10 protein-coding genes are annotated in these 13,290 nt (G+C 66.8%); 7 read left to right on the forward strand and 3 right to left on the reverse strand.

The genetic code is table 11. The annotated features are described in order from the left end of the window. Positions 1-59: 59 nt before the first annotated feature. Both ACZ1J6_RS02690 and ACZ1J6_RS02695 read right to left on the reverse strand, forming a co-directional pair. Entirely contained in the window at positions 60-2,096 is a 2,037-nt protein-coding gene (locus ACZ1J6_RS02690) for a TonB-dependent siderophore receptor (protein ID WP_465127384.1), read from the reverse strand. A 224-nt stretch (positions 2,097-2,320) separates the two neighbouring features. Beyond that, the gene (locus ACZ1J6_RS02695; protein ID WP_134094376.1) at positions 2,321-2,830 is read right to left on the reverse strand and encodes a winged helix DNA-binding protein; all 510 of its coding nucleotides are present in this window, start codon (positions 2,828-2,830) and stop codon (positions 2,321-2,323) included. 121 nt (positions 2,831-2,951) lie between these two features. Here ACZ1J6_RS02695 and ACZ1J6_RS02700 point away from each other — a divergent pair, with 121 nt between their 5' ends. From ACZ1J6_RS02700 to ACZ1J6_RS02730, 7 genes are all read left to right on the forward strand, one after another. Beyond that, positions 2,952-6,575, forward strand: coding sequence for a hydantoinase B/oxoprolinase family protein (locus ACZ1J6_RS02700; RefSeq protein ID WP_134094377.1), 3,624 nt, complete (start codon positions 2,952-2,954; stop codon positions 6,573-6,575). A 24-nt stretch (positions 6,576-6,599) separates the two neighbouring features. Next, positions 6,600-7,289: a 5-oxoproline transporter, DUF969 family subunit gene (locus ACZ1J6_RS02705; RefSeq protein WP_134094378.1), complete on the forward strand. Its 690-nt coding sequence runs from the start codon at positions 6,600-6,602 to the stop codon at positions 7,287-7,289. Then, positions 7,286-8,239 carry a DUF979 domain-containing protein gene (locus tag ACZ1J6_RS02710; RefSeq protein ID WP_132266788.1) on the forward strand — a complete coding sequence of 318 codons (954 nt, stop codon included), beginning with the start codon at positions 7,286-7,288 and terminating at the stop codon, positions 8,237-8,239. The genes ACZ1J6_RS02705 and ACZ1J6_RS02710 overlap by 4 nt, the downstream gene beginning before the upstream one ends. Continuing rightward, positions 8,236-9,243, forward strand: a complete 1,008-nt coding sequence (locus tag ACZ1J6_RS02715; protein ID WP_134094379.1) for a DUF2891 domain-containing protein — start codon at positions 8,236-8,238, stop codon at positions 9,241-9,243. Before ACZ1J6_RS02710 ends, ACZ1J6_RS02715 begins: the two co-directional genes overlap by 4 nt. 84 nt (positions 9,244-9,327) lie before the next feature. After that, complete coding sequence (locus tag ACZ1J6_RS02720) at positions 9,328-10,257, forward strand: histone deacetylase family protein (protein ID WP_134094380.1); 930 nt, start codon at positions 9,328-9,330, stop codon at positions 10,255-10,257. 113 nt (positions 10,258-10,370) lie between these two features. Next, a complete protein-coding gene (locus ACZ1J6_RS02725) occupies positions 10,371-10,625 on the forward strand; it encodes a hypothetical protein (protein ID WP_134094381.1) in 255 nt (84 codons plus the stop codon). A 115-nt stretch (positions 10,626-10,740) separates the two neighbouring features. Next, on the forward strand, positions 10,741-12,381 hold the full coding sequence (locus ACZ1J6_RS02730) for a S10 family peptidase (RefSeq protein ID WP_134094382.1): 1,641 nt from the start codon (positions 10,741-10,743) through the stop codon (positions 12,379-12,381). A 54-nt stretch (positions 12,382-12,435) separates the two neighbouring features. On the opposite strand, the gene ACZ1J6_RS02735 is transcribed toward ACZ1J6_RS02730, so the two are convergent. Then, entirely contained in the window at positions 12,436-13,170 is a 735-nt protein-coding gene (locus tag ACZ1J6_RS02735; RefSeq protein WP_132266778.1) for a FadR/GntR family transcriptional regulator, read from the reverse strand. Positions 13,171-13,290 lie beyond the last annotated feature (120 nt).

Genomic DNA, 13,290 nt, shown 5'->3' on the forward strand with positions numbered 1-13,290 from the left:
CTCCGATCGAACCGTGAGAGGGCCGCGCCGGAACGAACGCGGCCCTTTCTTCAAGGCCCCTACATCCGCATCCCGATCGCGGCGAACAGCGTCCGCGCCTGCCCGGGAACGACGCGCAGGGCATTGCCGGCGGACTGGTCGTAATTGCGGTTGGTCAGGTTTCGCAGCGTCATGCGGGCATAAGCGCTGTGTCCGGAGGCGACTTCAAAGGCGTAGCCGGCGTTGAGGTCGAACGTCGTGTAGCCGTCCAGGAAGAAGGGCACGCTCGTCGATCCGTTCGGGGCCTGGGACAGCCCGCCATAACGCCGGGCGACGCGATAGGCGCCGCCGCCGAGCGAAAGACCGTCCAGCGCGCCGCCGGGCCGGTAGGACAGCGCCAGGCTGCCGGTATGCCGCGCCACGTTCACGACATTGTCCTGGAATGTGCTCTGCGGGTCCCGGGCGTCCGTATAGGCATAGGACAGGATCACGCTCAGGCGGCGCGTGATCTCACCGGCGAGATCGAATTCCACCCCGCGCGAGGTGACCTTGTCGCGGGCTTCGGTGATCGTATTGCCGTCGCCGATATCCACCGTTTCCAGGACGTTGTTTTTCCGGATGTCGTAGACGGCCAGAGTGGTGGTGACCCCGGAAAACAGCTCGGCCTTCAGCCCCACTTCGTAGCTGCGGCTGCGCTCGGGCGGGAAGGGCCCGGAGGCCGGCTGGCTGCCCTCGGCGGGAACCGAGGGGTTCGGCGCGAAGGCGCGCGAATAGCTGGCGTAGACCGACATGTTCGGGCGAGGTTGAAAGACCAGTCCCAGCCGCGGCAGGAAAGTATCGGTCTTCGAACGGTCGCTGACGTTCGAGCCGCTTTGCGTGAAGTCCCGGAAGGTCTCGTAGCGGCCCCCCAGCACCAGTGTCCAGGCATCGTCCAGCATCACCAGGTCCTGAACGTAGAGACCGGCCGTCCTGTAGCGATCGACCGTTGCCGAATTGGGGGTGACAGTCAGCTCCGCAAGGTTCTGGTCCAGCAGGCCGTAGACCGGATCGTATATGTTGAAACCGCCCCGTCGCGGCGAATCCACCTGGAAGCCGCGCAGGCTTTCGTAAGTCTCGTAATCCGCGCCGAACAGCAGCTTGTGGCGCATGCCCAGCATCTGCACATCGCCGTGCAGGTTGAGCGAGAGATAGTCACGGTTGTCGTGAAGGTCGCGGTTGCCGTCGAGACTGCGGATGAGTTCGCCGGTCGCTTCGCCATCGTCGCCGACCACCAGGCTGCGCGGGCGCACCTGAAGGTCGGAACCCGAAGTGCGCTGGATGGCGTACTTCGCCTCCATTCGCCAGCCCGGCGCGAAAGCGTAGCCAAGCAGGACGTTCCCCGAATGAAGCCTCTGCTTCAGCGTGGTGAACGCTTCTCCGAAGTACCGCGTGGCGGGCGTGTCGAGCCGCTTGCCGTTGTAGTATACGCGGCCGCGGTCGAAGGGCTGGGTGCTGTCGGTATATTCGTAAGTGGCCAGAAGGCTGAAGCCATGGCCGCTCCACGAGAGGCTGGGGGCCACGAACGTGCGTTCGATGTCATGTCCGTGCGGGCGCCAGTAGTCGCTGTCCTCGCGCTCGCCGATCAGGCGGAATGCGAAGCCGCCGCCAAGCGGGCCGGTAACGTCGGCCATCTGCCGGCTCTGTCCGCGCGTGCTGGCATTGGCACTGATGTTGTAATGGAAACTGTCGAGCGGTTTCTTGGTCACCACGTTCACCAGGCCGCCGGGCTCGAAACGGCCGTAAAGCAGCGAAGCCGGGCCCTTGAGCACTTCCACCCGCTCGGTCGAGGCATTGAGCGCACGCACCTGCACGCTCAGGTAGCCGTCTCGCAGGACCGAGCCCTGGCCGCTCTCGAAGCCGCGGATCATGAAATTGTCGCCGGTGTTGCCGAACGAATTGGCCTCGGTGATGCCGCTGACGTTGCGCAGCACGTCGGTCAGCGTTTCGGCCGATTGCTCCAGGATCACGGCGTTGGAGATCGCCGTGATCGATTGCGGCGTCTTCAGCACGGGCACGTCGATCTTCATGCCGGTGCTTGCGGTGGAAATGCCGTAGATTCCTTCGGACCGTCCATTCACGACGATCGGGCCGTTTTCTTCGGCAGCCCATGCCGCAGTGGAAAGGACCGGCGCCGCCAGCGCCAGTGACTTCAGAATTGCTAACCTGGAAATGTCGCGCCCCTGTCAAAATGCTGCAGCGCAATAGGCTATTTTGCATATGCGAATCAATCGCATTATCAGCATTTTCGTTCGGAGACGGATCCCGCGGACGCGGATGCAGCGCGTCCGGCCGGTTCAGCCGGTCACAACGTGGCGGCGGCGCGGGCGGCTTGGCTGTAGTCTCCCGAGAGCATGCGCAGCGCTTCGGCCATCTGCGAGAGCTTTTCCTCGCTGAGGGAGGACTTCACGTCGCCGACCAGCACTTTCTCGCGGATTGCGCGATAGGCGTCGCAGAATGCGATGCCGGCAGAAGTCACTTCGATGACCTTTTCCTTGCCGACCTTGCGCGTCTCCACCAGTCCGGCGCGGGAGAGCTTGCGCACGGCGTAGTTCACCAGATGTGCGTCCTCGACATGAAGCACCAGCATGAGGTCCATGAACCGCTTCGGGCGGTCGCGGTGGCGGACGGAGTGGAGCACCAGCACTTCCAGGGGCGCGAGTTGCTGGCCGGCGGCGGCGGCGCAGCGCACGATCCATTTCTGGTAGGCATTGGCCGCCAGCGTCAGGCTGAATTCCAGCTCGGAAAGGGCGGGAGACGCGCCATCTGCCAGATGGGCGGAGGAAATGATCGGACCCGGTTCGATGGCGCTCATGCGGTTTTATGAAATCCCGGCGGAGCGCTTGTCAATGATGCCGGGCCTGCCTGCACCCAGCTTGACAGGCGGGGCCAAGACCCCTCATTGATAATTTATCGATAAAATATCGGAGTGTGCGATGTCGTCGGGTTGGCAGTTCTGGATAGACCGTGGCGGCACGTTCACCGACATCGTCGGCCGCAGGCCGGACGGCACTTTCGTTTCCACCAAGTTGCTCAGCGAAAACCCGCAGCGTTACCGCGACGCCGCCACTGCCGGCATTCGCAGCCTGCTGGGGCTGGAGGCGGACGAGCCTTTGCCCCACGGACTGGTGGCCGAGGTGAAGATGGGCACCACCGTCGCCACCAATGCCCTGCTGGAGCGGCAGGGCGCATCGCTGCTCCTGGTCCTCGACGAAGGGTTCGGCGACTTGCTGGAGATCGGCGACCAGAGCCGTCCCGACCTGTTCGCGCTGGATATCCGGCGACCTTCGCAGCTCTATACGGCTGTCGAGGAAGTGGGTGGGCGCTGCGACGTACATGGCCAGACGATCTCGGAACTGGACGAGGACGCGGCGGCGCGGATGTTCGCCCGCCACCGGGCCGAGGGGATATCGGCCTGCGCCATCGCCCTGGCGCATGGCTGGAAATACCCCGCGGCAGAGCAGCGGCTGGCGGAACTGGCCAGGGAGGCCGGCTTCACGCAAGTCTCCACCAGCCACGGCACCAGCGCGCTGCTGGGCCTGGTGCCGCGCGCGTCGACGGCCGTGGTCGATGCCTATCTCTCGCCCGTACTGAGCGACTACGTGGGCCGCGTGGTAGACCGGCTGGGCGATGTGCCGCTCTATTTCATGCAGTCCAACGGCGGCCTCACCGAGCATGACAAGTTCCACGGCAAGGACGCGATCCTGTCCGGCCCGGCAGGAGGCGTGATCGGCGCGGCCCGGACCGCGCAGGCGGCAGGCTTCGATCGCATCATCGGCTTCGACATGGGCGGCACGTCCACCGACGTGGCGCTTTATGCCGGGGCGCTGGAGCGGGTGGTCGACGCCGAAGTGGCAGGTGCCAAAGTCCGCGTGCCGATGATCGCGATCAATACGGTGGCGGCGGGCGGCGGATCGATCCTGCACTTCGACGGCGCGCGCTACCGCGTCGGGCCGGACAGTGCCGGGGCCGATCCGGGGCCGGCCTGCTATCGCCGCGGCGGCCCGCTGACGGTAACCGACGCCAATGTCATGCTGGGCCGGATCGCGCCCGCGTTCTTCCCGGCGATCTTCGGGCCGGAAGGAACCCTGCCGCTGGACCGCGAGGTGGTGGAACAGGGCTTTGCCGCGCTCGCACAGGAGGTCGCGGCGGCGACGGGGCGGTCTTCCGACCCACGCGAAGTGGCAGAGAGCTTCGTGCGCGTGGCCGTGGCCGCCATGGCGCGCGCCATCAAGGAAGTCTCCACCGAGCGCGGGCACGACCTTGCCGATTTCACCTTGCAGTGCTTCGGCGGCGCTGGCGGCCAGCATGCCTCCATGGTCGCGCAGGAACTGGGCATCTCCACGGTCTTCATCCATCCCTTCGCGGGCGTCCTGTCGGCCTATGGCATGGGCCTGGCCGACCGCAGCGAAGTGCGCCGCGTGGCCGTGGAGCGTCCGCTCGATGGCGCTGCGGCCGCCGCGGCAAGCGCGGATGCGCGGCAGATCGCGGCGGACCTGGCCCGCTCGATCGTGCAGTCCGGCGACGAAGCGCTGCTGCGGACCGAGGCCCGCGTGCACTTGCGCTACGAAGGCACGGATACCGGCATTGCCGTTGCGCTGGACGATGACGCCGCCATGACCCTGGCCTTCGATGCGGCGCATGTCGCGCGTTTCGGGTTCTCCACGCCGGGTCGCGGGCTGGTGATCGACAGTATCGAGGTGGAAGTGATCCTGCCGGGCGAACCGGCGGCGATGCCGCGACTGGCGCGGCGGCCGGACGGCGCGCTGCCGCCGGTGCTCACGCGCATGCCGCTCTGGGCGAACGGCGCGGAGGCCCTGGCCGACGTTCATGACCGCGCGGCTTTGCTGGCGGGGGACCGCATCGTCGGCCCGGCGCTCGTTCGCGAGCCGCTGGCCACCACGGTGGTCGAACCCGGCTGGACGGCAACGACCGACGACTGGGGCAACCTCGTCCTGCGGCAGGGAGGCGCATCGGCAGACCGCAAGCGCCGCGACGATGGCGGCGTGGCCGATCCGATGATGCTCGAACTGTTCAACAACATGTTCATGGCGGTTGCCGAGCAGATGGGCGCGGTGCTGCGGCACACCTCCACCAGCGTCAATATCAAGGAGCGGCTCGATTTCTCCTGCGCGCTCTTCGACGCGGGCGGCCAGCTGATCGCCAATGCCCCGCATGTGCCGGTCCATCTCGGCGCGATGGGCGAGAGCGTGCGTGCGGTGCTGGCCGCGCGGGGCGACAGCCTCCAGCCCGGGGACATGGTCGCGCTCAACGATCCCTACCGCGGCGGCACTCACTTGCCCGATGTCACCCTGGTGGCGCCGGTCTTCGACGAGGCGGGCGAGCACATCCGCTTCTTCGTGGCCAACCGCGGCCATCATGCCGACATCGGCGGCATCGCGCCGGGCTCCACGCCAGCGGATTCGACCAGCCTGGAGGAGGAAGGCGTCGTCATCGACGATTTCCTCCTGCTCGAAGGCGGTGCATTCCGCGAGGCGGCCCTGCGCGAACTGCTGTCCTCTGCCCGCTATCCGGCGCGCAATCCCGACATGAACGTCGCCGATCTCAAGGCCCAGGTGGCGGCCAACGAGACCGGCATCCGCGAGATCCTGGGCCTGATGCGCCGCTATGGCTGGCCGACGGTCTCGACATATGTCGGCCACATGATGGCCAATGCCGAAGAGAGCCTGCGCCGGGTGATCGACCGCATCGGCGACGGTGCATTCGATTACCGCATGGACGACGGCGCCCGCCTGCGGGTGAGCGTGACGGTGGACCGCGCGCGCCGCAGCGCCACGATCGACTTTACCGGCACCGATGCACAGCGGCCGGGCAACTTCAACGCCCCGCCTGCCGTCACGCGCGCTTCCGTGCTCTATGCTTTCCGCTGCCTCGTAGATGCCGACCTGCCGCTCAACGAAGGGTGCCTCGTGCCGCTCGACATCGTCGTGCCGGAGGGAACCTTCCTCTCGCCCCATCCCGGCGCGGCGGTGGTGGCCGGCAATACCGAGGTGAGCCAGGCGGTCTGCAATGCCCTGCTCGGCGCGCTCGGCGCCACGGCCAGCGCGCAGGCGACGATGAACAACTTCCTGTTCGGCAACGAGCGGGTGCAGTACTACGAGACGATATGCGGAGGCGCCGGGGCCAGTCCGCGCGCGCACGGGGCTTCTGCCGTTCACACCCACATGACCAACACGCGCATCACCGATCCCGAAGTGCTGGAAATGCGCTACCCGGTGCGGCTCGAAACGTTCGCGATCCGCAAGGGATCGGGCGGAGAGGGGCGGCATCGCGGCGGTGACGGCGTGGTGCGCAGGATCATGGCGCTGGAGCCGCTGACCGCCACCATCGTTTCGTCGCGGCGCAGCGAAGGGCCGTTCGGTCTCGACGGCGGCGCGGCGGGGCAGCCGGGCCGGCAATGGGTGGAGCGCCGGGACGGATCGCGGAGCGATCTGGCCGGCACGGCGGAAACGCCGCTGGCACCCGGCGACGCCATCGTCATAGAAACGCCGGGCGGCGGCGGCTTCGGGGCGCCGGCCGATTCCGACGCCGCGGTCTGAACCGCTTCGAGGGGAAAGCATGACATGCTGGTTCTGTTAGCCGTCGTCGTCCTGGTCGCCGGGCTCGTCGTCCGGGTCAATCCGCTGGCCGTGGTGCTGGCTTCGGCCGCTACGGCGGGGCTGGCGGCGGGCCTGCCGTTCCTCGACCTGCTCGCCCGGTTCGGCGCCGCCTTCAATGCCAACAAGTTCGTCACGGCGGTCTTCCTGGTGATCCCCACCATCGGGCTGCTGGAACGCCACGGGCTGCAGGAGCGCGCGAAACAGCTCATGCGCGGTTTGCGCGGCATCACGCTGGGCCGCCTGCTGCTGGCTTACCTGCTCGCCCGCCAGCTGACTTCCGCCGTGGGCCTGACGCAACTTGGCGGACAAGTGACGATGGTGCGCCCCATGCTGGCGCCGATGGCGGAAGCGGCGGCCGAGAAGGACGGATCCGGGCACGACAGCGACCGCGCGAAAGCGCTCGCGGCGGCGACGGACAATATCGGCCTGTTCTTCGGGGAGGACATCTTCCTCGCGATCGGCTCCATCCTGCTGATGAAAGGCGTGATGGAAGGCTATGGCATGAAGGCCGAGCCCTTCGCGCTTTCGATGTGGGCCGTGCCGACGGCGATCGCGGCCTTGCTGATCCATGGCACGCGGGTGATGCTGCTGGATCGCCGGAAGCGCCCAGGTGCGGATGCTGCTGCAGATTCATCGACGGATTCAGCAGCGTGATCGGCCTCGAACTCGTCTATGCGCTGGCGGGCGCCATGTTCCTTGGCTTCGCGCTGGTCACGGCGTGGCACCGCCGGGACCGCAAGGGCCGCGCCACGGCGCTCCTCTGGGGGCTGATCGCGCTGAGCTTCCTGCTGGGCGACTATATCGGCGACATGGCCAACGGTCTGCTCGCCATCGTCATCGTCGTCGTCGCGGCTTCGGGACGTACCGGAGCCGCGCCGCCCGAGAGTGACGGCACCGCGAGCGCAACCGCGCTGGAAGCCTCTGCCCGGCGCTACGGCAACCGCCTGTTCCTGCCCGCTCTGGCCATCCCGGCCATAGCGCTGGGAGGAACGGTGCTGTTCAAGTCGGTGCCCGGGATCGTCAAGGCTTCCGACGCCACCCTGGTCTCGCTGGCGCTGGGGGCGGTGGTCTCGACCGTGATCTGCATGGTCTGGTTCCGGACGAAGGCGCAGGCGCCGCTGCGCGAAGGCGTGCGGCTGGCCGACGGCCTGGGCTGGGCGATCCTGATGCCTCAGCTCCTCGCCAGCCTTGGCATCATCTACGCCGCGGCGGGAATGGGTTCGGCGGTGGGGCACCTGCTGGACTACGTCGACACCGGCGGCAGCCTGCTGGCGCAAGTGGCGCTCTATTGCACGGGCATGGCGCTGCTCACCGTGCTGATGGGCAATGCCCTGGCCGCGTTTCCGGTGATGTTCGCGGCGATGGGCGCGCCTCTGCTGGTCAACGTGCAGCACGGCGACCCGGCAGCCGTGGCCGCAATCGGCATGCTGGCCGGGTTCTGCGGCACGCTGCTCACGCCCATGGCGGCGAATTTCAACCTGGTGCCGGCGGCCCTTCTGAACTTGCGCGACACTTACGGCGTCATTCGCGCGCAGGCGCCCACCGCGCTGGCCATGCTGGTGGCCAATATATTCCTTCTCTACTTCCTGGGGTTCTCGCGATGACCACGATCCTGACGGCGGAACACGCCTCGCGCTTTGCGCAGCTCACCCTTGGCCACCTCGGCCGCGAATATCCCAACAAGCTCGACCATGTGCTAGCCGGGCCGGAGGACGCGCAGACGCCTTCCGCGATGCATCCCGTGTTCTACGGCAGTTTCGACTGGCACAGCTGCGTCCATGGCTGGTGGCAGGTGATGCGGCTGCTGCGCCAGTTCCCCCAGATCCCGGAAGCGCCGGCCATTCGCGCGCATGCGGATGCGATGCTGGTGCCCGGGAAGATCGCCGGCGAGATCGCCTATCTGGCCCGCCCCCTGTCGCAGGGCTTCGAACGGCCTTACGGTTGGGGATGGCTGCTGGCGCTCCATCACGAACTCTCGCTGCATGAGGATGGCGCCTGGGCGGAGGCCCTGGCGCCGCTGGCGGATATCTTCGCGCAGCGTTTCGCGGGCTACCTGCCGAAGCTCACTTACCCGATCCGCCACGGCATCCACAGCAATTCGGCCTTCGCGCTTGTCCTGGCCCACGAATGGGCGGCATCGCGGCGCGCCGACCTGGCCGGTCTGATCGAGAGCCGGCTGCAGGACTGGTTCGCCGAGGACCGGGCGGCCCAGGCCTGGGAGCCGTCGGGCGACGAGTTCCTCTCGCCGACACTGACCGAGGCCCTGGCCATGAGCCGCGTCCTGCCCCCGGCCGCCTTCGCGCTCTGGTTCGATGCTTTCCTCCCGGACATTGCCGAGGGGCAGCCCCGGACTCTCACGGTTCCGGCTTTCGTCTCGGACCGCACTGACGGCAAGATCGCGCATCTCGACGGGTTGAACCTCAGCCGGGCCTGGTGCTGGCGCCAGATTGCGGCGCGGCTGCCGGAAGGCCATTTCGTCCGCCGCGAAGGCGCCGCGATCGCCGAACGACACCTGGAGGCCGCACTGCCTCATGTCGCGGGCGACTATATGGGCGAGCACTGGCTGGCGACGTTTGCCCTGCTGGCAATCGGCAGTCCGGGGCTCTAGCGCCGGGCGATCGGCAAGCGGGCCCGCGCCGGCTCTGGTGCGCGGGCTCGACGGCCCCTGCCGGGACCGCTAGTCTGCCGGGCGATGCTGCATGTCGTCCACCATCCCGCATATGTGGTCCCGACAAGGGCGGCCGGGACATTTCTTCACGACAAGTATGCGCTGGTGATGCACGCGCTTCGCGCCAGCCATGCGCCCATGACCGAGCACGTGCCGGAAGAGATGCCGCGCCGCTGGCTCGAAGCCGTCCATGACCCGGACTATGTCGAGGAAGTTCTCAGCTGCACCGTTCCGGCCGCGAAGGTGCGCAGGATCGGGTTTGCGGTGGACGCGGGCATTTCCCGGAGATCGCAGCTTTCCGTCGGCGGCACCTGGCTCGCGGCGAAGCTCGCCTTGCGGCACGGCTATGCGGCCAACAGCGCGGGCGGCAGTCATCACGCGCTGGCGGATACCGGGGCGGGCTACTGCGTGTTCAACGATCTGGCCGTGGCCGCGAACCGGCTGATCGAGGAGGGCGATGCCGCCCGTATCCTGATCCTGGACCTCGACGTTCACCAGGGAGACGGCACCGCGGCGCTGACTGCCGGTCGCGGCGACATATTCACCTTGTCCCTCCATGCGGAGAAGAACTTCCCCACCCGTAAGGCGCGCTCCTCCCTGGATATCGCGCTGCCCGACGGGATGGGCGATGCCGCCTACATGGATACCCTCGGCCGCACGCTGCCGGGTGTGCTCGATGAATTCATGCCGGACCTGATCCTCATGCAGGCCGGTGTCGACGCCCATGGCGACGACCGACTGGGCCGACTGGCGCTGTCCGATGACGGCCTGCTCGCGCGGGACCGGATGGTCGCGCGCGAAGCGCGGCGGCGGGGCCTCCCCCTGGCGAGCACTCTGGGCGGCGGCTACGGCGCGGACCGCGCCGCCGTGGCGGGCAGGCACGCCCGCACCGTTCTCGCCCTGGGCGCGGGCCTGCACAATGCGGCAGGCGAGGCGGCCGGTCATGGTGCCTGAGATATCGCGGCTTCGGGAACAGGCCGATTTTTCGAAGCGGGGCCTGCGGGAGGTTGCACGGGCGATCCCGCCATGCAACCAAGCGTCTCTGTCACTTTTGAAGGACTTGCATGATGCCGACGATGCAGGACAAGCGCCACGATTTTCTCTGGCTGGTCCAGCTCTGGATGCAGCGGGAAAGAGACGTCGCCGGCTGGACCGCGGCTTGCGGTGACGCGGTGGCGGCGAGCTACCGCATCCCCGCCGACATGACGGCGCGGGACGCCGCTCACGATTTCATGGCCTTCAACAGCGAAGCCTTTCGCGGCGAGGCGGAGAACAAGTGTCCCGACTGGATGAACGCGCTCCAGGATCCGCATTACGAATGATCCCCTCCCACCGGACGGACTGCGGCGCACCGGCCATTCGGAAACGGGGCGGGCGTGTCATCGAAAATGGTATCGCGGCCTGACGATGCGGCCGCATTTTCCCGAAAGACGCTGGATGAAGTATTCTTTGGCCGCCCTGCCGCTCGCCTCGCTCCTTGCCGCGTCTGCCGCTTTTGCCGCACCTGCGGCCAGCGCGCCGGACGTGCCTGCAGGCGATGCCGAAAACCCCGCGCTGTTCCAGCCCGAAGCGGTGCAGTCCACGGGCGCGGTTTCGATCGCGGGTTCGCGCCTGGCCTATCACGCCGTGGCGGGCACGCTGGTGGTTCATGCCAAGGGATGGGAAGACACCGACGCCCTCGATGCCCGTTCGTCCGAAGACGAGGACGACAAGAAGGGCGGCAAGGCCGAGGCCTCGATGTTCTACACCGCCTATTTCAAGGACGGCGTGCGAACGCCCGGACGCCCGATCACCTTCCTTTTCAACGGCGGTCCCGGATCGTCGAGCGTCTGGCTCCACATGGGCGCCTTCGGTCCGGTGCGGGTGGAAACCGCCGACAGCGCCCATACCGGGCCGGCGCCGTACAATACCGTCAATAACGACGCGAGCCTGCTCGACGCCAGCGACCTCGTGTTCATCGATGCACCCGGCACCGGCTTCAGCCGCATCGCGGGGAAGGACAAGGCCAAGGCCTTTTACGGCGTGGACCAGGACATCGACGTCTTTTCGCAATTCGTGGAGCAATTCCTCTCGAAATACGGTCGCTGGAATTCGCCGAAGTACCTGTTCGGCGAAAGCTACGGCACGATGCGGGCGGCCGGCATGACCCTGGCGCTGCAGGCGCGTTCGATCGACCTGAACGGCGTGATCCTGCTGTCGGACATCCTGAACTGGGATCTGATGCCCGACGATCCGCAGTCCAATCCCTCAGTCGATCTGCCCTATATCGTCGCCTTGCCGACTTACGCGGCGACGGCATGGTATCATCGCAAGCTGGCTGACCGGCCGGACGATCTCAAGGCGTTTCTGGCGCAAGTGGAGGCCTTCGCCACCGGGGAATATGCCCAGGCGCTGATGAAGGGCAATGCGCTGACCGACGCCGAGCGGCGGCAAATCGCGGACCGACTGGCGGCCTATACGGGCCTATCGGCCGACTATCTCCTGAAGACCAATCTCAGGATCGAATATGGCGCTTTCCAGAAGGAACTGCTGTCGGACCAGGGACTGACAACCGGCACTCTGGACACGCGCTTCGCCGGGGTGACGCTCGATCCGCTCAGCAAGGTGGCGGACTACGACCCGCAGAGCGCGGCGCTGGAGGGCGCCTACGTTGCCGCTTTCAACCAATATGCGCGCGGCACCCTGCATTACGCGGCGGGCGAGGGCGGCGATAAGCAGTTCAAGCCCGGCATCGGCATCTATGGCAGCTGGGACTATCGGCACAAGCCGCCCGCCGCCGGGAAGCCGTTGATCGCGCTGCCCAATGTGCTGCCGGACCTGGCCATCGCGATGAAGCAGAATCCGACGATGAAGGTCATGGTCAACGGCGGCTATTACGACGTTTCGACGCCCTATTTCGAAGGCGTGTTCGAGATGCGGCACTTGCCGGTGCCACCCGCCCTGCAGGCGAATGTCGAGTATCAGTATTACGAGTCTGGCCACATGGTCTACGCGCACCTGCCGTCACTTCACGCCCTTCACGACAACGTGGCCGCCTTCATCCGCAAGACGTCGGGCGGCAGCGGAACGGGTCGCTGACGGTACTGTCGCAAGCGCCGAATACCGTATGGAAAATAGAAGAGGTCCTGGCCTCTAAGCGCCCGACATTCCCGCATCGCGCGAGGCATTGCCGATGAGGGCGAGCATCTTGAGCCGCGCGTCTTCGGGGTCCCCGCGCAGGATGGCGTCGAACACGGCATCGTGATCGGGCATGGGATCGCGCGATTCCTTGCGTTCGTCGCGGGCGAAGCGAGTGGTCCAGGCGACCACGGCGGTCACCGAAGTGGCCAGATTGATGAGCGCCTCGTTGCGGGTGGCCATCAGGATCAGGTTGTGAAAGCTCTGGTCCGCCGCACGGCCTTCCGAGGTCTGTAGCCCGAAACGGCGCATTTCCTCCAGGGCGTGACCCATGCGCGAGATGTCCTGTCCGTCGCGGCGCATCGCCGCGAACTGGGCTGCGGCGGGTTCGACCACGGTGCGCAGTTCGAAGATGTCCCGCAGGAATTCCGGCGTCGGCCCGGCCTCGAACATCCAGGCCAGAACATCGAGGTCGAGGATATTCCAGCGCAGACGCTCGTTGATGCGGGTGCCGCTCTTGGTGCGGCTATAGACCAGGCCCTTGGCGGAAAGAACACGCACGGCTTCCCGGTAGGCGGTGCGCGAAACGCCCTGTTCCGCGCTGTAGCGCTCTTCCCCCGGAAGCATTTCGCCGGGCTGGTAGCGGCCTCCGACGATCGCGATCGCCAGGTCGTGTGCGATCCGATCATGGATCGCCCGTGTCGGCTGCGTCGCGTGCCGCGACAGGGGATGGTCGTCTTCAACGCTCATCCACCCCTCGTCTGCGGTCCTCGCGCTGACGTCAAGCCCGGAGCGACGTTGTCGCGCACATCTAGTATGAGAAAAAAATACCAAATTTGGCTTTGAAGCAGCGATATGCCGGAATCAGGC

The sequence above is a fragment of the Novosphingobium sp. BL-S-21 genome, from assembly GCF_055521655.1.